We start from the raw sequence: 18,567 nt of genomic DNA on the forward strand, positions 1-18,567 counted from the left end.
GCACAATGCAATTCATACGAAGGCGGAGGCAGCGCGGCGGCGGCTATTCAGGCATCATGGGTGCTTTCCGGGAGCAGAGTGGCTGCGGCTGAAGGGAAGCGCGCGCTGGAACAGGCTCACCAGCGCACCGAGGGCGAGCGCACCGGCCGAGACCGCAAGCGCTGCGGACAGCGTGCCGGTCAAGTCCGTGATCGCGCCGGTGATGATCGGGCCGAGAATCTGCCCGATGCTGAAGATGATGGTGATGATCGCAATCACCCGCGGCCACGCCGGCTCGGGATAATTGAAGCGTGCAAAGGCGGTGGTCGCAATCGTGGTGGCAAGAAAGCCGTTGCCGAATACGAGCGCTGACAGCGCATAGATGATTGGCGAGGAGCCTGCGAGCGGCAGCGCCGCGCCGATCGCGGTGAGGCCGATCATCAGCGCCATGGCGACACCGCTGCGTCCGCGCGCCATCAATCCGCGCCAGATCCATGGCGCGCTGATGCCGCCAAGGCCGATCAGGCACCAGAACGCGCTTTGCGCTGCCGCACCGCCGCCATCGTCGCGGATATAGGCGATCATGAAGGTGAGATAGGCGATGTAGCCTGCGCCGTAGAGGAAGTAGCCGGCGAGATAGGGCACGATCGGCCACACCGAGGATTCCTGCCCGCTTGTGCCGACGCTGACCGGATGCAGCTTGATGCGCACGAGCGGCACCGCGAGCACCGTGGAGATCGCTGTCAGCACCAGCCACACGATCCACCACGAGCCTTGGCCTAGCCCCTGCAGGATGAATGGCGAGATCGAACCGGAGATGATGAGCCCCATCGCCGGGCCGTTGTAGAACAGCCCGATTAGCAGCGCGGCGCGCATCGGATGCATCTGCGCGATCGAGGCGGCGAGCGCGCTGCCGCAGACCAGCGCGAATGCGCCGCCGACGCCCGACAGCACCCGCGCGAACCCGAACGGAATCGGCGCGCCCGAGATCGAACTCAGGACCAGCGAGGCGAGGCACATCGCCAGACCGAGATGGACGGCCCGCAGCAGCCCGATCCGCTTTGCGAGTGGGGCCGCGAGCAGCGCGCCCGCGAGATAGCCGGCGGCGTTGATGGTGTTCATCGCGCCAGCCGTGGCGTACGACCAGTCAAGCGAGTCGCGCATATCAGGCAGAACCAGCGAGTAGGCGAAACGGCAGATTCCGAGCCCGACCGCGGGGCCGATGGCGAGCGTCAGAATGGCAAAAGCGGGCCGCCGGTCGGCGATGGTGGGGGCGGATTGGGGCATGTAAACCGTTCAGGGAGCCCTGCGAATACGGGCGTTCGGGCGATGCGGCTTGCAAAAGGCGGGCAGGGATTTTAGCAAGGCCGCACGCCTCACATAGACCGCCAACCAGCGACAGGACAATTCTACTATGACACCGCAGAAATTATTGCTTCTCCCCGGCGACGGCATCGGCCCCGAGGTGATGGGAGAGGTCCAGCGCCTGATCGACTGGCTGAACGCGCAGGGGCTGACGCAGTTCGAGACCGAGACCGGTCTCGTCGGCGGTTGTGCCTACGATGCCGACAAGGTTGCGATCACCGATGCCACGGTCGCGAAGGCGAAGGCTGCCGATGCGATCCTGCTCGGTGCGGTCGGCGGCCCGAAATGGGACCCGGTGCCGTTCGACGTGCGCCCTGAGGCGGGCCTGCTGCGTCTGCGCAAGGATCTTGAACTGTTCGCCAATCTGCGCCCGGCGATCTGCTATCCGGCGTTGGCCGAGGCCTCGAGCCTGAAGCGGGAGATCATCGAGGGCCTCGATATCGTCATCGTGCGCGAGCTCACCGGCGGCGTTTATTTCGGCGAGCCGAAGGAAATCACCGATCTTGGCAACGGCCAGAAGCGCGCCGTCGATACCCAGGTCTACGAGACCTATGAGATCGAGCGCATCGCCCGTGTCGCCTTCGAGTTGGCCCGCAAGCGCGGCAACAAGGTGACCTCGATGGAGAAGCGCAACGTCATGAAGAGCGGCGTGCTTTGGAACGAGGTCGTCACCCGTGTTCACGCCAACGAATACAAGGACGTGAAGCTCGAGCACCAGCTCGCCGATTCCGGCGGCATGCAGCTCGTGCGCAACCCCAAGCAGTTCGACGTCATCGTCACCGATAACCTGTTCGGCGACGTGCTGTCCGATATCGCCGCGATGCTGACCGGCTCGCTCGGCATGCTGCCGTCCGCTTCGCTCGGTGCGGCGGATGCCAAGACCGGCAAGCGCAAGGCACTCTACGAGCCCGTGCATGGCTCCGCGCCGGATATCGCCGGCAAGGGCCTCGCCAACCCGGTGGCGATGCTCGCCTCGTTCGCGATGGCGCTGCGCTACTCGTTCGACATGGGCAAGCTCGCCGACACCATCGAGAAGGCGATCGCCAACGTCCTCGACAAAGGCGTCCGCACCGGCGACATCGCACCTGCCGGCACCAAGAGCGTCTCGACCTCGCAGATGGGCGAGGCGGTGCTCAAGGAAGTGCAGGCGCTGCACGGCTGATCGCCGGACGCGCTGTTAGAGTGAGAGTTTTGGTTTAGATGGAATCATCCACTCGTCATGCCCGGCTTTATGCCGGGCATCCACGTCTTAGAGATTTCGATTTCAGAGAAGAAAGACGTGGATGGCCGGGACAAGCCCGGCCATGACGGGCAGTCTATTTCCGTCAAAACAAAAAATGCCCGGCGCGAGCCGGGCATTTTTGCTGAATAAGACTGTTCGGGGCGGCCGCAGGCCGCCGCAAAATCAGTAGAGCGGGAACGGCATCGGATAGCCGCCGAGATCGTAATTGTCGGAGAGCGGGTTGCGGCCGACATTGGTCCGGTCGATCGAGCGGCCGAAATGGTAGCCGGGCGCCAGCGCGTAGTCGTTGAACTTGCGGTCGCCGGGCAGCACTTCGGTGCCGCCATCGAGCCAGGAGCGGCGGCTGATGTAAACGCGGGTGCGCGGGCCGGCCTGGTAGGAATAATTGGCGCCACGGCCATCACGGTACACGGTGTCGCTCCGCTTCTTCGGCGCGGCCTCGGCCGCGACCACGCTGAAGCTCAGTGCGGCTGCGGTTGCCGCCGCCAGCGCGACCGCCATGGCGTTGGTGCGCAACATTTTCAAAACCATCGTGCCCTCGTGATTCCAGATTTGGAGGACAATTTACCTGTTCCGGGGTCGCCGCCACAAGGTGAATTGGGCCACAGTCGGAGTAATAACGGCCCCGCCTCGGAAAATGTTTCAGGGGCGGGCGGTTGGCCGCCGGATACCTATATCGGGTGGGCCGGGCCCGGCCGGGCGTTCTGCGGGGCCGGGAAAGGCCCAAAGGGCGCTTGGCGTTGTCTTGATGGTATTTTTCGCCTAGAAGCGCGGCGTCTTCCTTCTGTCGCGCCTCGGGCGCGGAAGCACTGTTTTGGAGAGTGAAATGGGTTTCAAGGTCGCCTGCGTGGGAGCCACCGGCAATGTGGGCCGGGAAATGCTCAACATCCTGGACGAACGCGCTTTTCCGGCTGACGAGGTCGTGGCGCTGGCGTCGCGCCGCAGCCAGGGCACGGAAGTGTCGTTCGGCGACCGCACCCTGAAAGTCAAAGCGCTGGAGAATTACGATTTCAGCGACGTCGATATCTGCCTGATGTCGGCGGGCGGTTCGGTGTCGAAGGAATGGTCGCCGAAGATCGCGGCGCAGGGCGCGGTGGTGATCGATAACTCCTCCGCCTGGCGCTACGACGCCGACGTGCCGTTGATCGTGCCGGAAGTGAACGCCGATGCGGCCGCAGGCTTTACCAAGCGCAACATCATCGCCAACCCGAACTGCTCGACGGCGCAGCTCGTCGTGGCGCTGAAGCCGCTGCATGAGGCGGCGACGATCAAGCGCGTCGTGGTCTCGACCTATCAGTCGGTGTCGGGCGCGGGCAAGGACGGCATGGACGAATTGTTTTCGCAGACGAAGTCCGTCTACACCAACGACGATCTGGTCTCGAAGAAGTTTCCGAAGCGGATTGCGTTCAACGTCATCCCGCATATCGATGTCTTCATGGAGGACGGCTACACCAAGGAAGAGTGGAAGATGCTGGCCGAGACCAAGAAGATTCTCGACCCGAAGATCCATCTCACCGCGACCTGTGTGCGCGTGCCGGTGTTCATCGGCCATTCCGAGGCCGTGAACGTCGAATTCGAGAAGCCGATCACGGTCGAAGAGGCACGCGAGATTCTGCGCAAGGCGCCGGGCTGCCTCGTTATCGACAAGCATGAGCCGGGTGGCTACGCCACGCCTTACGAGGCGGCGGGTGAGGATGCGACCTATATCAGCCGCATCCGCGAGGACGCGACGGTGGAGAACGGGCTCGCGTTCTGGTGCGTGTCGGACAACCTGCGCAAGGGCGCGGCACTCAACGCCGTCCAGATTGCGGAAGTGCTGGTCAACCGCAAGCTGCTGCAGCCGAAGAAGCGGGCAGCCTGATCGCTTTCTGAATTGTTGTGCTGAACAAGCCGCCCTCGGGGCGGCTTGTTTTTTGGAAGCGTGATGCGCGCGGCTCTCAAGCTCGCGCGCGAATGTGCGCGCTCAGTTCGAGCGGCCGTGCAGCGAGTGCGGCAGCGCGCTCTCGTAGCCGACCGGCAGCGTCTGCGTCACGGTCTGGAATTCGCCGGTCGAGCGATCGAGGATCGACAGCGAGCCGTGGCTGACGCCGAAATAAGCGCCGTGAAGCTGCATCTTGCCGCGCTCGACCTGAATGCTGACGCAGGGGAAGGTCATCAGATTGTCGAGACTGGTCGCGACCGCCTTCTTCTCGATGCGGATGATGTAGTCCTGTTCGGACTCGCCGTTCCTGCGCGGCTCGCCGGTGACGACCGGTGATAGCAGCGACATCCACTTGCCGATGAAGTCGCTCGGCGACAGCGGCGCGGGCTGCTGCACCAACGCTTTAATGCCGCCGCACTGGGCATGGCCGAGCACGACGATGTGCTTGATGCGCAACACCTGCACCGCGAACTCCAGTGCGGAGGAGACGCCGTGCGCCTCACCGTCCGGCGCATAGGGCGGAACCAGGTTCGCGACGTTGCGGACGACGAACAACTCGCCCGGACCTGCGTCGAAGATCACTTCCGGCGAGACGCGCGAGTCGCAACAGCCGATCACCATGACTTCCGGCGACTGGCCGCTGTCAGCAAGTTCGTTATAGCGCGACTGTTCTGTCGGCAGACGATGGGCCGCAAAGGTGCGGTATCCGGAAATCAGCTGTTTCGGAAATCTCTCGGGCATGGTCACTCTCGGGTTATTTTTATTGGCTAACCACGATCCACTGCATCGGGCAAGGCTTTCCTCACTGTCCTGCCGGTGATACGGCTCCCGCAGCTATGTGTCTGGAGAATGCCAATGATCCGTCCGCGTCGCAGCGTGCTGTTCATGCCGGGATCGAATGCCCGCGCGCTTGAGAAGGCGCGCAGCCTGCCGGCCGATGGCGTGATCTTCGACCTCGAAGACTCGGTGGCGCCGGATGCAAAGCCTGCGGCGCGGGCGCAGATCGCGCAGGCGATGGCGCAAGGCGGTTTCGGTGGGCGTGAGCGCATCATCCGCACCAATGCCGTCGCGTCTGCCTTTTGGCAGGACGATAGCGCGCTGGTGGCGCAGGCGCGCCCCGATGCGTATCTGGTTCCCAAGGTGACGGGTCCGCAGGATATCGCGGCGATCGGTGCGCGGCTCGATGCGCTTGGCGCGGATTCGTCGATCAAGCTGTGGGTGATGATCGAGACGCCGCTCGCGGTGCTCAGCATCGCCGAGATCGCGGCCTGTGCCGGTGAAAAGGATGCGCGGCTTGCGGCGTTCGTGATCGGGCCGAACGATATCTCGCTCGACACCCGCATCCGCATGAAACCGGGACGCGCGGAGATGGTGTCGCTGTTTCTCAATTGCGTTATCGCGGCGCGCAGCTACGGCATCGAGATTCTCGACGGGCCCTACAGCGATTTCAGCGATGCCGGGGGTTTTGCCGCGGAGTGCGCGCAGGCGCGCGATCTCGGCTTCGATGGCAAGACGCTCATTCATCCGGCGCAGATCGAGGCGGCGAACCGCATCTTCAAGCCGACGGATGATGAGCTAGCTGAGGCACGCGGCATCATCGCCGCCTTCGCGCAGCCCGAAGCGGCAGGCAAGGGCGCAATCCGCCACGAGGGGCGAATGGTCGAGCGTCTGCACGCCGAGATGGCGCGCCGGACATTGGCGATGGCGGACGCGATCGCGAAGCTGGAGCAAGATACGACAAGAGCCTGACGTTTCCGTTCAGGCTCTGTCGCGATGCGATCTTTTACAGATTTGGCTTGGTGAGTGGCTTACAGCCACGGCCGCGCGACCTTCTCGCGCGCTTCGAAGGAGTCGATCGACGGCTTCTTCTGCATCGTGAGGCCGATATCGTCGAGGCCGTTCAGCAGGCAATGCTTGCGGAACGGGTCGATCTCGAAATTGATCACGCCGCCATCGGGGCCGCGGATTTCCTGCTTCTCGAGGTCGATCGTCAGCGTCGCATTGGCGCCGCGCTCGGCATCCTCGAACAGCTTGTCCAACTGCTCGTGAGTGACGCGGATCGGCAGCAGCCCGTTCTTGAACGAGTTGTTGTAGAAAATGTCGCCGAACGAGGTCGAGATCACGCAGCGGATGCCGAAATCGGCGAGCGCCCACGGCGCGTGCTCGCGGCTCGAACCACAACCGAAATTGTCGCCGGCGACGAGGATCTGGGCGTTGCGATAGGCCGGCTTGTTCAGCACGAAGTCGGGGTTCTCGCTGCCGTCTTCCTTGTAGCGCTGCTCGGAGAACAGCCCCTTGCCGAGGCCGGTGCGCTTGATCGTCTTCAGATACTGCTTCGGGATGATCATGTCGGTGTCGACATTGATGATCTTCAGGGGCGCAGCGACGCTGTTTACAACGGTGAATTTTTCCATCGTCAAAATCCGTTAGGGCCGCGGAGATGGGCCAAATTTGGAACGGTTCTTATCGTGAATAGCGGCTTTGGCAAAGGCCTGTTGCGCGCATGGCAGCTTGCGCGGCAAGCGAGGGTTATTGACGCAGGGGAGCCAATGGGAGACTTTTCCGCCTCTCGAAACGGGGCGGACGGAAATGCGGCATTCTTGGGCGAGCATGGCAGGGGGCATGGCGGGTGCGGTACTGGCCGCCATCTTTTCCGCAGGCCTGTTTTCCGTCACCCTTCTCTCTGTTGGCTCCGCAGCTGCGGAGCCGGCGCTTCAGGAACCCTCCTGGGTGGTGGCACAGGTCGCCTCTCGCCGGGGTGGAGAGGCCGTGGAGCCTGCCGAGGCGCGGAGACAGCGCGCCCGCAGGCCGGCCCGGGTTCACGTCTATACGCCTCGCGGGCCGGGGCCGAACTCGGTACGAATCTGCCATTCGCACTATGAGTACGAGCATCGCCCGAGCGGCACCGTGATCGTGCCGCGCGAGAATTGTTACTGGCAGGGTTAAGTACTCAAAAGTCTCGTACGTACGGTGGCTGCGGTCCTCACGGCACCGCCGATGCCACGCTATGGCCGCTATTCATTCAGGGTAAGTTCACGGTTTTCCTTCCAGGCTGGCCAGGAACTCCGGCTGGGCCGGGCAGCCTTGCAAAGGCTGCGTGACCTTTGCGGAGGGTATCCGCGTTTCCCTCACAAGGGGCGCGACAATCAACCGGCAGGCCTTTATCCGGCCTGTTTTTGAAACGATTGGAACAGTCCGGGTGCAACCGACAGGCCCATTGGCGGGTTGTGCTTTCGAGACAAACCGAAGGAGGATTTGATGACGTTGAATCTCCGGCCGCTGCTCGCCGCAGCAGCGATGGTCCTCGGCGCGGCGATGATCGCGCCGTCGGCGCAGGCGGCGGCGACCTCTCCGTCACCGGCCGCTGAGCAGGCGGTCCCTGCAGCGCAGACGATGACAGATGTCAGCGCGCAGCGCCGCTACCGTCGTTATCACCGCCGTTACTATCGGCCGCACTACTACCGGCCTTACGGCTACTATCGTCCGTACTACCGACCTTATTACGCGCCCTACTATCGTCCGTATTATCGCCCCTACGGCTATTACGGATACGGCCCGTATTACGGCCGCGGCCTTGGCTTCAGCTTCGGCTTCTAAAAGCTGAGAGAGCAGACTTCACAAAGCAAACGGGCGCCGCAGGGCGCCCGTTTTCGTTTGAAGCGATATGTTCTGCGAGAGGCGGTTACGCCGCCTTCCAGTCGCGGATGTCGACGAAGTGGCCGGCGATCGCCGCCGCCGCCGCCATTGCGGGCGAAACAAGATGCGTGCGGCCCTTGAAGCCCTGACGGCCCTCGAAGTTGCGGTTCGAGGTCGAGGCGCAACGCTCTTCCGGCGCGAGCTTGTCGGGGTTCATCGCAAGACACATCGAGCAGCCCGGTTCGCGCCACTCAAAGCCGGCCTTGATGAAGATCTTGTCGAGACCCTCGGCCTCAGCCTGCTCCTTCACGAGACCCGAGCCCGGCACCACCATCGCGTTGACGTGGCCGTTGACGGTGTGGCCGTTGATCACCTTCGCAGCCGCGCGCAGATCCTCGATGCGGCCGTTGGTGCACGAGCCGATGAAGACACGGTCGAGCTTGATGTCGGTGATCTTGGTGCCGGCGTTCAAGCCCATATAGGCGAGCGCGCGCTCCTTCGAGAGACGCTTCGCTTCGTCCTCGATCTTCGCCGGATCGGGCACGAAGCCCGCGACCGAGACGACGTCCTCGGGCGAAGTGCCCCAGGTGACGATCGGCGGCAGGTTTGCAGCGTCGAGCCGAATCTCGTGATCGAAATGGGCGTTGTCGTCGCTGCGCAGCGTGTCCCAGTAGCGTACGGCCTGCTCCCAGTTCGCCCCCTTCGGCGTCAGCGGACGGCCCTTCAGGAATTCATAGGCCTTCTCGTCGGGCGCGACGAGACCAGCGCGGGCACCGCCCTCGATCGACATGTTGCAGATCGTCATGCGACCTTCCATCGTCAGCGCACGGATCGCCTCGCCGGCGTACTCGAGCACATAGCCTGTGCCGCCCGCGGTGCCGATCTCGCCGATGATGGCGAGGATGATGTCCTTGGCGGTGACGCCGTCCGGCAGCTTGCCGTCGACGACGGCGCGCATGTTCTTCGCCTTCTTCTGGATCAGCGTCTGGGTCGCGAGTACGTGCTCGACTTCGGAGGTGCCGATGCCATGCGCAAGTGCGCCGAATGCGCCGTGCGTCGAGGTGTGGCTGTCGCCGCACACGATTGTGGTGCCAGGCAGCGTGAAGCCCTGCTCGGGACCGATGACGTGAACGATGCCCTGACGCTTGTCGAACTCGTTGAAATACTGCACGCCGAAATCGCGTGCGTTGGTGGCGAGCGCTGCGATCTGCTCGGCGCTTTCCGGATCGGGATTCGGCTTCGAGCGATCGGTCGTCGGCACGTTGTGATCGACCACGGCCAGCGTCTTCTCCGGCGCATGAACCTTGCGGCCGGCCACGCGAAGACCCTCGAACGCCTGCGGCGACGTCACTTCATGAACGAGATGCCGGTCGATGTAGAGGAGGCAGGTGCCGTCGGGCTGCTCATCAACCAGATGATCGTTCCAGATCTTGTCGTACAGCGTGGTCGGTTTGGCCATGTCGGTTTTCGCTTTACTCGGTTTCCGCTTTTCCGGGGGTCGGATGGCGTCCCATAGACGCCTGTTGCTGCTGGCTTTTTACTCGCATAACCGGCAGCGGGAAAGTATCCTCGTCATATAAGAACTGCATGGGGTTCCTCAATGTCTGCACGGCCGCCGGTCGCACCCTATCTCACGGTCACACCTGCGGCGGGGGCCATCGCCTTTTACGGCGCGGCTTTTGACGCCAAGCAGAAAGCCCTGATGCCGGCCCTCGACGGCCTGCGCATCATGCATTGCGAACTGGAAATCAACGGCGGCACGCTGTTCCTCTCCGACGCGTTCCCCGAATTCGGCAAGGCCCGCTCGCCGTTGCCGGGCGAGCCAGTGACGGCTTCGGTGAGCCTCGAATTCGCAACCTCCGAGGAGGTCGACGAAGTGTTTGCCCGCGCCACGAAACTCGGCGCAACCGGCGAGGTTACGCCGACCAATTCATTCTGGGGTACGCGCACCGCGATCGTGCGCGATCCGTTCGGCCATCGCTGGATCATGAACGGGCCGCTCACGACATAATCGTTGTCGTCACAGGTATAAAAAAGCCCCGGCAAACCGGGGCTTTTTTAACTCACGAAGCTGCGCGATTTACTCGGCAGCGGCAGCAGCCGTCGTCGTCTGGCGCTGATCCTGCTTCTCGACGATGCGGGCGGATTTGCCGCGACGGCCGCGCAGGTAATACAGCTTGGCGCGACGCACCTTGCCGCGACGCACGAGCTTGATCGAGTCGATCATCGGCGAATAGATCGGGAAGACGCGCTCGACGCCTTCGCCATAGGAAATCTTGCGCACGGTGAAGCTCTCGTTGATGCCACCGCCGTTGCGGCCGATGCAGACGCCTTCATAGGCCTGCACGCGGGTGCGGTCGCCTTCCTTCACCTTGACGTTGACGGTCACGGTGTCGCCCGGGCCGAAATCGGGAATGGTCTTCCCGGTGGCGAGCTTGTCGAGCTGCTCTTTCTCGAGCTCTTGAATGAGATTCATAGCAAAACTCCATCGGGCGGCGCGCCCGAAAGGGACTGCGCGAAATTCTTTATCCAGCACATGCACGGATTGGGCGCTCCTATACGCCAAACCGCAACCCTTGTCACCCGTCCGTCGTGTTTTTTGGTGCTCCCGGGGCCTGCCGGGCGGCCCAAAGGTCGGGACGGCGGGCCTTCGTCAGCGCCTCGGCCTGTGCCCGCCGCCAGGCCTCGACCCGGGCATGGTCGCCGGAGGTCAGAACCTCAGGAATTCCATGGCCTTCAAAGCTCTGGGGCCGGGTGTATTGCGGGTACTCCAGGAGTCCGTCGGAGAAACTTTCCTCGGTTCCCGAATCGAGCTTGCCCATGACGCCAGGCAGGAGCCGCACGCAGGCGTCGATCAGCACCATGGCCGCCAGCTCGCCGCCCGAAAGCACATAATCACCGATGGAAACCTCTTCGAGGCCCCGCGCATCGATCACCCGCTGGTCCACACCCTCGAACCGGCCGCAGACGATCAGCGGCCCGGGCCCCTCGACGAGTTCCCTGACCCGCTTCTGGGTCAATGGCCGACCGCGCGGGCTCATCAGCAGGTGGGGGCGGCGGGATTCTTGAGTTACCGCGTTTTCTTCACGCGAATCGGTTCCCACCTGGCTTGAAAATGCTCCGGCGTCGCACCCGGCGGCGTCAATGGCCGACGCGAGGACATCGGCGCGGAGCACCATGCCCGGTCCGCCGCCGGCGGGGGTGTCGTCGACGCTGCGGTGACGGTCGGTCGCGGAGGCGCGGATATCGCGGGCCTCGAGCTGCCAGATCCCGGATGCCAGCGCGCGCCCGGCAAGGCTGACGCCGAGCGGTCCCGGAAACATTTCCGGGAACAGCGTGAGGACGGTGGCGCGCCACATGGGTCGAATGTCAGTAGCCATAACTAGCCTGTCATTGCGAGGAGCAAAGCGACGAAGCAATCCAGTTAACGCTGGCCATTCTCGATTGCTTCGCTTCGCTCGCAATGACGAATTTAGTCATGACGGCTCGTCCTCGCCCTCGATCTCGCCTGGCAATTCGATCACGACATGTCCTGCCGCAAGATCGATGGTGGGCACGACCGCGTTGGTGAACGGCAGCAGCAGCGTCGGGCCGTTATTCGGCGCGATCTCGATAATATCGCCTGCGCCGAAATTATGGATGGCGATGATGGTGCCGATGCTCTTGCCTTGCGGATCGACGGCGGCAAGGCCGATCAGGTCGGCGTGATAGTACTCGCCCTCGTCGGTGTCGGGAAGCGCGTCACGCGACACGTAAAGCTCGATGCCATTGAGGCGCTCGGCATCGTCGCGATTGGCGACACCGTCGAGCGTGGCGACGAGATGATCCTTCGCCGCGCGGGCGCGCAGCACGGTGAACTGCTTCGCGCCGTCCCTGGTCGAGAGCGGGCCATAATGCAGCACCGCGAGCGGGTCTTCGGTGAACGGCCACAGCCTCACCTCGCCGCGCACACCGTGCGCGGCGCCAATTTTTGCAACGCAGATGCGCGCTGCCCGGCTCATTCAGGCTTTAAGCCTTGGCGGCGGCTTCGGCAGCGGCCTTGCGCTCCTTGCGCGGGACGGCCTTCTCGGGGTTGTTGCGCGGTGCACGCTTGGCAACGCCCGCGGCGTCGAGGAAGCGCATCACGCGATCGGACGGCTGTGCACCCTTGGCGAGCCAGGCCTTGACCTTGTCCATATCGAGCTTGAGGCGGGCTTCGTTGTCCTTCGGCAGCAGCGGATTGAAATAGCCGAGGCGTTCGATGAAGCGGCCGTCGCGAGGGAAGCGCGAGTCGGCGACGACGACGTGATAGACCGGGCGCTTCTTGGTGCCGGCGCGGGCGAGGCGAATGACGACTGACATGGTGGTCTCCGTTTAATAGTTCGATTTTGATCCGCCATTCCGGGATACGTGCGAAGCACGCAGACCCGGAATGGCGGTGTTGCTCAATCGAGATTCCGGGTTCGCTCGCATGGCTCGCGCCCCGGAATGACGACTTCATTTCTTCTTGCCGAGCCCGGGAAATCCGCCGAACGGAGGCTTCCCTAATCCCGGCAATATCGGTTTTCCGAGCGCGCCCAATCCCGAGGGCAGACCCGGAAAGTCTTTCGGCAATGACGGCATTCCGCCGGGGCCTTGCGGCAGCCCGTTCGGCATCTGGTCCTTCAATTGCTGAATCTGTTCGGGCGAGGGCATGCCCCCGCCAAAGCCCATCATGTTGGCAAGGCCGGCCATCGGTCCGCGTTTGCCTTGACCCATGGCCTTCATCATGTCGGCCATGCCACGATGCATTTTCAGAAGCTTGTTGACGTCCTCGACCCTGACGCCCGCGCCCGCGGCGATGCGCTTCTTGCGGCTTGCCTTGAGTAGATCGGGGCTCTTGCGCTCGGCGCGCGTCATGGAATCGATCACCGCCATCTGCCGCTTGATAACCTTGTCATCGAGATTGGCGGCGGCGAGCTGGTTCTTCATCTTGGCAACGCCCGGCATCAGGCCCATCAGGCCGCCGAGTCCGCCCATGTTCTGCATCTGGGCCAACTGCTCGCGCAGATCGGCAAGATCGAACTTGCCCTTGCGCATCTTCTCGGCCGCGCGCGCCGCCTTCTCCGCGTCGATATTGGCGGCGGCCTTCTCGACGAGGGAGACGATGTCACCCATGCCGAGGATGCGGCTTGCGATACGCGATGGATGGAAGTCTTCCAGCGCGTCGGTCTTTTCGCCGGTGCCGATCAGCTTGATCGGCTTGCCGGTGACGGCGCGCATCGACAGCGCCGCGCCGCCGCGGCCGTCGCCGTCAACGCGCGTCAGCACGATGCCGGTGAGGCCGACACGCTCATCGAAGGCACGTGCGAGATTGACGGCGTCCTGACCGGTCAACGCGTCGGCGACGAGCAGCACTTCATGCGGATTGGCGGCGGTTTTCACCGCGGCTGCTTCGCGCATCATCTCTTCGTCGAGCGTGGTGCGGCCGGCGGTGTCGAGCAGCACGACGTCATAGCCGCCGAGCTTGCCTGCCTGCAGCGCGCGCTGCGCGATCTGCTGCGGCATCTGGCCGGCAACGACGGGCAGCGTCTCAACGGAGAGATCGCGGCCGAGCACCGCGAGCTGTTCCTGCGCCGCCGGACGGTAGACGTCGAGCGAGGCCATCAGAATTTTTTTCTTGTCGCGTTGTGTGAGGCGGCGCGCGAGCTTCGCGGTGGTTGTGGTTTTGCCGGAGCCCTGCAGGCCGACCATCATGATCGCGATCGGCGCGGGCGCATTGAGGTCGATGAGCTGACCATCGGAGCCGAGCGTCGCCACCAGTTCGTCGTGGACGATCTTGACGACCATCTGGCCGGGCGTGACCGATTTGACGACGGTGGCGCCGACCGCCTGCTCGCGGACCTTGTCGGTGAACTGGCGCACGACATCGAGTGCGACGTCGGCCTCGAGCAACGCGCGGCGCACTTCGCGCATCGCGGCGTCGACATCGGCCTCCGACAGCGCGCCGCGCCGCGTCAGCTTGTCGAGAATGCCTCCGAGCTTTTCCGACAGATTGTCGAACATCGCGCCTCGTTATCCTGTTTCACCTCTCCCCGTTTACGGGGAGAGGTTGGATCGCTCTTGCGATCCCGGTGAGGGGCTGTGAGGCAGGCTGGAAACTTGCCCCTCACCCCGACCCTCTCCCCGCAAAAGCGGGGCGAGGGAGAAGAAACCAAACACGTTTACGCCCGAGGGCGCACAGCGCTGTCGGGCGTTGGCCTCCGGCGTCTCGCACCGGTCGGCGGATCGAAAAGAAAGCCTTTTCGAGAAGTCGGGCGGTTAAAGACCCTGAAGGGCGAAAAGTCAAGAAAAGAGCCGGAAAAGCCGTTCCCAAAGGGACTAAGCTTGGCCAAATCTTCGGCTTTTAAAGGTGCTTAAATACCTAAATCGAAGACCGTATCACTTTCCTGACCAAGGTGGTCCGGCCGAGCCCATGGATGCCCGGCCGGGCCACCTCCCAAATCGGCCAGGCTTACTGCGCCGCCGGCTTGATCTCGTAGGAGACATGGACCGACACCCGCAGCGTCTGCTCGCCGGGAGCGATCGGTGTCGGCGCCGCGTCGAGGGCCGCCCGCTGCACCCTGCGGTAGGCGATCGGCGGCGGGGCGCCTTCCTCCGAGATGGCGATCGGCGCACCCAGGGTCACGCCGGCAGCCTTGGCATAGATCGAAGCCTTGCGGTGGGCATCCTCGATCGCCTTGGCACGGGCTTCGTCGAGCAACTTCGAGGATTGCGACACGGAAAAATTGATGCCGCCGATGTCGTTGGCGCCGGCCTCAACCAGCGCATCGATGGTGCTGCCGATCTTGGCGATGTCGCGCAGCTTGACGCTGACGCGGTTGGTAGCGCGATAGCCGGTGATCTGCGCCCGTGTCGTTGGCGTGCGGCTGGTCATCTCGGGGTGCAGCGAGGCCTGCGAGGTCTGGAAATCCTTCTCCGCGATGCCGCTCGCCTTCAGCGCGGTGAGAACCGCGTTCATCGCCTTGGCGTTGGCTTCGCTCGCTGCGCGCGCGGTCTTGGCCTCCGAAGTCACGCCGGCTTCGATCTCCGCCATGTCGGGCGCAGCGGAGACGCTGGCCTGTCCGCTGACCGAAATCGTCGGCGGCTCGGTCTCGGCAAACGCCGGTGAGGCAAGCACGATGCACGCGGCGGCAATCAGACAACGCATGGGGGACTCCTTACCTCAGGGGGACGAAGACATTGATGATGAGCTTGTCTTCTTCGGTCTTGAGCGGGTCGGTGACGTATTCCTCGATGAAGGAATCCTTTGCCTCCAGCTTCTTCTCGTCGAGATAGTTGGTGATGGCCTCGTAGGTGTTGTCCATGTTGTCGTACGAACCGCGATGGACGAACTTCAGCAGCTTGCCTTCGGGCGACTGTCCGATGCTCATGTCCTTGGGGAGATTCTTCGGCTCCTGATTGACCGGCATCTCGGTCTGGAAGGTGAAGCCCGCATCGTCGGTCGAGGTGTAGACGATCAGCACCGGCCCGGCAGGCTCGATCTTCTGCTTGGCGAGCAGCGTGTTCAGCGACTTGATCGACTCGGTGAGCGCCTCGAAGGCCGAATCCCATGCGGCCTTGCCCTTCACGATCAAAACCTTCTTGGCGGTGAATGTGACTTCTTCACCGAACGGGTCGGCAGGCTGCACCTTGGCTGGTGGTGCGGCCTCGTTTGCAGGTGCGGGTGACGCAGGCGTGCCAGCCGCGGGCGGTGAAGCGGGTGTTGCCGGCGTTGGCGGTGTCGTAGATTCGGCCGCAGGCGCCGGAGCGGGCGTTGCGGCAGGTGCAGGCGTCGCGGATGGCGCAGCCGGTGCCGTTGCTGCCGGTTTCTCAGTCGTCGCCGGTGCACTCGCCGGGGGTGTGGCGGAAGGGGCGGGTGACGACGGTGCGGGCGTCGCAGGAGACGGAGGCGCCGTTTGCGCCGATACCGGAAGGGCCGCTATCGAGACTGCCGCAAGGGCGATCGGCACCATGAGGAGCAGTCGGGGCAGGCGGGGCGTCATCCGGAAATCTCCATGTCGGGGAATGCGAAATAGAAGCGTATCATGGTGCAAAGAGGGCGTCTTCCGGGGCCGGAAAACGAAGCGGCGGGCTGGCCATCACTGCCATCCTCGCCATATAAAGCGCCTGGATTTTGACCATGACCGTGCTTGCCAATCATAGCTTCGCCAAGATGAACGGAATCGGAAACGAGATCGTGATTGTCGATCTGCGTAACACCGATTCACAACTCAGTGCGGCAGAAGCCCGCGCCATCGCGGCTCCAGGCGGCGTGCCCTACGACCAATTGATGGTGCTGCAGAAGCCGCGGATGCCCGGCACCACGGCCTTCGTGCGCATCTACAATAATGATGGCTCCGAGGCGGGCGCCTGCGGCAACGGCATGCGTTGTGTTGCAAAGCGCGTGTTCGGCGAAAGCGGCGCGCAGGCCGCGACCTTCGAGACGCGCGCGGGACTGTTGAACTGCTGGCAGGGTCCGTCACCTGATCTTTACACGGTCGACATGGGCACGCCGAAGTTCGGCTGGCAGGATATTCCGCTTGCCGAAGAATTCCGCGACACCCGCTACATCGAATTGCAGATCGGGCCGATCGATGCGCCGGTGCTGCATTCGCCTTCGGTCGTCAGCATGGGCAATCCGCACGCGATCTTCTGGGTCGATGACATCGAGGCCTACGATCTCGAACGGCTCGGGCCGCTTCTGGAAAATCACCCGATCTTTCCGGAGCGCGCCAACATCACGCTTGCCCATGTCGTGGATCGCAATCACATCCGGATGCGGACGTGGGAGCGCGGCGCGGGCTTGACCCTCGCGTGCGGCTCGGCCGCGTGCGCCACCGCGGTCGCCGCGGCGCGACTGAAGCGCACCGATCGCACCGTGGAGATGAGTCTGCCGGGCGGCGATCTCACCATCGAATGGCGTGAGAGCGACGATCATGTGCTGATGACCGGCGCCGCGGTGCTGGAATATGAAGGGCTGTTCGACCCGGACCTGTTCGCGGCGCTCGCCTGACATGGCGGTCGAACTCGTCACCTTCGGCTGCCGCCTCAACCTGGCCGAATCCGAGACGATGCGCGCCGAGGCGGGCCGCGCCGGGCTCGACGATGCGGTGATCGTCAACACCTGCGCGGTGACGAACGAGGCGGTGGCGCAGGCGCGCCAGACCATCCGTCGCCTGCGTCGTGAAGCGCCTCGCCGCAGGATCATCGTCACCGGCTGCGCCGCGCAGACCAATGCCGAGATGTTCGCGGCGATGCCGGAAGTCGACCGCGTGCTCGGCAACGACGACAAGATGCACGCCGAGGCGTGGCAGGCGACGCGGCGCGCGTTCGATGTCGATGACGGCGAGAAGGTCGCGGTTGCCGACATCATGGCGGTGCGCGAGATGGCGCCGCATCTTGTCGATGGATTTCACAACGGCCAGCCGCGCGCTTTCGTGCAGGTGCAAAACGGCTGCGATCATCGCTGCACCTTCTGCATCATCCCGTATGGACGCGGCAATTCACGTTCGGTGGCGATGGGTGCTGCGGTCGATCAGGTGCGCAAGCTTGTCGAGGGCGGCTGTCCCGAGATCGTGCTGACCGGCGTCGACATCACGAGCTATGGCGCCGACCTGCCCGGCGCGCCGAAGCTGGGCACGCTGGTGAAGCAGATCCTCAAGCATGTGCCTGAGTTGAAGCGGCTGCGGTTGTCCTCGATCGACTCGGTCGAGGCGGATCACGACCTTCTCGATGTCATTGCCGATAACGAGCGGCTGATGCCGCATCTGCATCTGTCGCTGCAGGCGGGCGACGATCTGATCCTCAAGCGGATGAAGCGGCGGCATGCACGGGCCGATGCGGTGGCGTTCTGCGAGCAGGTGCGACGGTTGCGGCCGGACGTCGCGTTCGGCGCCGATCTCATCGCGGGTTTCCCGACCGAGACTGAGGTGATGTTCGAGCGCTCGCTCGCACTCGTCGAGGATTGCGACCTCACCTTCCTGCATGTGTTTCCGTATTCGAAGCGTCCGGGCACGCCGGCGGCGAAGATGCCGCAGGTCGAAGGGCGCGCCATCAAGGAACGCGCGCGGCTGCTGCGTGAAGCGGGCGACGCGGCATTGAAGCGGCGGCTTGCAAGCGAGATCGGAAAGACTCGCGAGGTTCTGATCGAAAGCGCGATACAGGGGCGCACCGAACATTTTCTGCCGGTGGCGATCGAGAACGGCATTGCAGGCGATGTGCAGGCCATGATCATTTCAGGCTATGATGGCATGCGGCTTGTTGCCAAGGCGTGCTAAGCGGCGGCGAAAGGATTCATCTGATGTGGGACGTCTCTCTTCCCCTCTCCCCTTGTGGGAGAGGGTGGCGAAGTTGCGCGCAGCGAAACTGAGCGGGGTGAGGGGTGAAGCCCGTGATGAGAAACGTACCCCTCACCCGCCCTCAC

At 63.7% G+C, this 18,567-nt stretch carries 21 protein-coding genes; 9 read left to right on the forward strand and 12 right to left on the reverse strand.

Annotated features, from left to right (window positions below; translation table 11 throughout):
- Positions 1-54 precede the first annotated feature (54 nt).
- A complete protein-coding gene (locus OCA5_RS01190) occupies positions 55-1,266 on the reverse strand; it encodes a YbfB/YjiJ family MFS transporter (RefSeq protein WP_012561464.1) in 1,212 nt (403 codons plus the stop codon).
- A 127-nt stretch (positions 1,267-1,393) separates the two neighbouring features.
- Here OCA5_RS01190 and leuB point away from each other — a divergent pair, with 127 nt between their 5' ends.
- The gene (leuB, locus tag OCA5_RS01195) at positions 1,394-2,506 is read left to right on the forward strand and encodes a 3-isopropylmalate dehydrogenase (RefSeq protein ID WP_012561463.1); all 1,113 of its coding nucleotides are present in this window, start codon (positions 1,394-1,396) and stop codon (positions 2,504-2,506) included.
- A gap of 57 nt (positions 2,507-2,563) precedes the next feature.
- Positions 2,564-2,716, forward strand: a complete 153-nt coding sequence (locus OCA5_RS19225; RefSeq protein ID WP_012561462.1) for a hypothetical protein — start codon at positions 2,564-2,566, stop codon at positions 2,714-2,716.
- 33 nt (positions 2,717-2,749) lie between these two features.
- Here OCA5_RS19225 and OCA5_RS01200 read toward each other — a convergent pair whose 3' ends face one another.
- A complete protein-coding gene (locus tag OCA5_RS01200) occupies positions 2,750-3,118 on the reverse strand; it encodes a hypothetical protein (RefSeq protein ID WP_013912744.1) in 369 nt (122 codons plus the stop codon).
- A gap of 295 nt (positions 3,119-3,413) precedes the next feature.
- Here OCA5_RS01200 and OCA5_RS01205 point away from each other — a divergent pair, with 295 nt between their 5' ends.
- Entirely contained in the window at positions 3,414-4,448 is a 1,035-nt protein-coding gene (locus tag OCA5_RS01205) for an aspartate-semialdehyde dehydrogenase (protein WP_012561459.1), read from the forward strand.
- A 102-nt stretch (positions 4,449-4,550) separates the two neighbouring features.
- On the opposite strand, the gene OCA5_RS01210 is transcribed toward OCA5_RS01205, so the two are convergent.
- Positions 4,551-5,249 carry a carbonic anhydrase gene (locus OCA5_RS01210; RefSeq protein ID WP_012561458.1) on the reverse strand — a complete coding sequence of 233 codons (699 nt, stop codon included), beginning with the start codon at positions 5,247-5,249 and terminating at the stop codon, positions 4,551-4,553.
- Between the two features lie 114 nt (positions 5,250-5,363).
- Here OCA5_RS01210 and OCA5_RS01215 point away from each other — a divergent pair, with 114 nt between their 5' ends.
- On the forward strand, positions 5,364-6,257 hold the full coding sequence (locus tag OCA5_RS01215) for an HpcH/HpaI aldolase/citrate lyase family protein (protein ID WP_012561457.1): 894 nt from the start codon (positions 5,364-5,366) through the stop codon (positions 6,255-6,257).
- 59 nt (positions 6,258-6,316) lie between these two features.
- On the opposite strand, the gene leuD is transcribed toward OCA5_RS01215, so the two are convergent.
- Entirely contained in the window at positions 6,317-6,922 is a 606-nt protein-coding gene (gene leuD / locus OCA5_RS01220; protein WP_012561456.1) for a 3-isopropylmalate dehydratase small subunit, read from the reverse strand.
- A 175-nt stretch (positions 6,923-7,097) separates the two neighbouring features.
- On the opposite strand from leuD, the gene OCA5_RS19350 reads away from it, so the two are divergent.
- Together OCA5_RS19350 and OCA5_RS19355 are read left to right on the forward strand one after the other, a co-directional pair.
- On the forward strand, positions 7,098-7,454 hold the full coding sequence (locus tag OCA5_RS19350; protein WP_244396127.1) for a hypothetical protein: 357 nt from the start codon (positions 7,098-7,100) through the stop codon (positions 7,452-7,454).
- Positions 7,455-7,766: 312 nt separating this feature from the next.
- A complete protein-coding gene (locus tag OCA5_RS19355; protein WP_012561454.1) occupies positions 7,767-8,105 on the forward strand; it encodes a hypothetical protein in 339 nt (112 codons plus the stop codon).
- A gap of 85 nt (positions 8,106-8,190) precedes the next feature.
- Here the strand turns inward: OCA5_RS19355 and leuC are convergent, their stop codons facing one another.
- Positions 8,191-9,603, reverse strand: coding sequence for a 3-isopropylmalate dehydratase large subunit (leuC, locus tag OCA5_RS01235; RefSeq protein ID WP_012561453.1), 1,413 nt, complete (start codon positions 9,601-9,603; stop codon positions 8,191-8,193).
- Between the two features lie 141 nt (positions 9,604-9,744).
- Here leuC and OCA5_RS01240 point away from each other — a divergent pair, with 141 nt between their 5' ends.
- Positions 9,745-10,155: a VOC family protein gene (locus tag OCA5_RS01240; protein ID WP_012561452.1), complete on the forward strand. Its 411-nt coding sequence runs from the start codon at positions 9,745-9,747 to the stop codon at positions 10,153-10,155.
- 69 nt (positions 10,156-10,224) lie between these two features.
- On the opposite strand, the gene rplS is transcribed toward OCA5_RS01240, so the two are convergent.
- The 7 genes from rplS to OCA5_RS19405 form a co-directional block, all read right to left on the reverse strand.
- Positions 10,225-10,620 (reverse strand): 50S ribosomal protein L19, encoded by a 396-nt coding sequence (gene rplS / locus OCA5_RS01245; RefSeq protein ID WP_012561451.1) that lies wholly within the window; start codon positions 10,618-10,620, stop codon positions 10,225-10,227.
- 103 nt (positions 10,621-10,723) lie between these two features.
- A complete protein-coding gene (gene trmD, locus OCA5_RS01250; RefSeq protein WP_013912746.1) occupies positions 10,724-11,524 on the reverse strand; it encodes a tRNA (guanosine(37)-N1)-methyltransferase TrmD in 801 nt (266 codons plus the stop codon).
- Between the two features lie 96 nt (positions 11,525-11,620).
- Entirely contained in the window at positions 11,621-12,145 is a 525-nt protein-coding gene (rimM, locus tag OCA5_RS01255; protein WP_012561449.1) for a ribosome maturation factor RimM, read from the reverse strand.
- Between the two features lie 7 nt (positions 12,146-12,152).
- Positions 12,153-12,485 (reverse strand): 30S ribosomal protein S16, encoded by a 333-nt coding sequence (gene rpsP, locus OCA5_RS01260; RefSeq protein ID WP_012561448.1) that lies wholly within the window; start codon positions 12,483-12,485, stop codon positions 12,153-12,155.
- Positions 12,486-12,620: 135 nt separating this feature from the next.
- Positions 12,621-14,168: a signal recognition particle protein gene (gene ffh / locus OCA5_RS01265; RefSeq protein ID WP_012561447.1), complete on the reverse strand. Its 1,548-nt coding sequence runs from the start codon at positions 14,166-14,168 to the stop codon at positions 12,621-12,623.
- A gap of 448 nt (positions 14,169-14,616) precedes the next feature.
- A complete protein-coding gene (locus OCA5_RS01270) occupies positions 14,617-15,312 on the reverse strand; it encodes an SIMPL domain-containing protein (RefSeq protein ID WP_012561446.1) in 696 nt (231 codons plus the stop codon).
- 10 nt (positions 15,313-15,322) lie between these two features.
- Positions 15,323-16,147, reverse strand: coding sequence for a GyrI-like domain-containing protein (locus OCA5_RS19405; protein WP_244396126.1), 825 nt, complete (start codon positions 16,145-16,147; stop codon positions 15,323-15,325).
- A gap of 137 nt (positions 16,148-16,284) precedes the next feature.
- Between OCA5_RS19405 and dapF the strand changes: the two genes are divergently transcribed.
- Positions 16,285-17,157 (forward strand): diaminopimelate epimerase, encoded by an 873-nt coding sequence (dapF, locus tag OCA5_RS01280; protein ID WP_012561443.1) that lies wholly within the window; start codon positions 16,285-16,287, stop codon positions 17,155-17,157.
- 1 nt (position 17,158) lies between these two features.
- Entirely contained in the window at positions 17,159-18,421 is a 1,263-nt protein-coding gene (gene mtaB, locus OCA5_RS01285) for a tRNA (N(6)-L-threonylcarbamoyladenosine(37)-C(2))-methylthiotransferase MtaB (RefSeq protein WP_012561442.1), read from the forward strand.
- Positions 18,422-18,567 lie beyond the last annotated feature (146 nt).

The sequence above is a fragment of the Afipia carboxidovorans OM5 genome (genome assembly GCF_000218565.1).
GTDB classification, from domain to species: domain Bacteria; phylum Pseudomonadota; class Alphaproteobacteria; order Rhizobiales; family Xanthobacteraceae; genus Afipia; species Afipia carboxidovorans.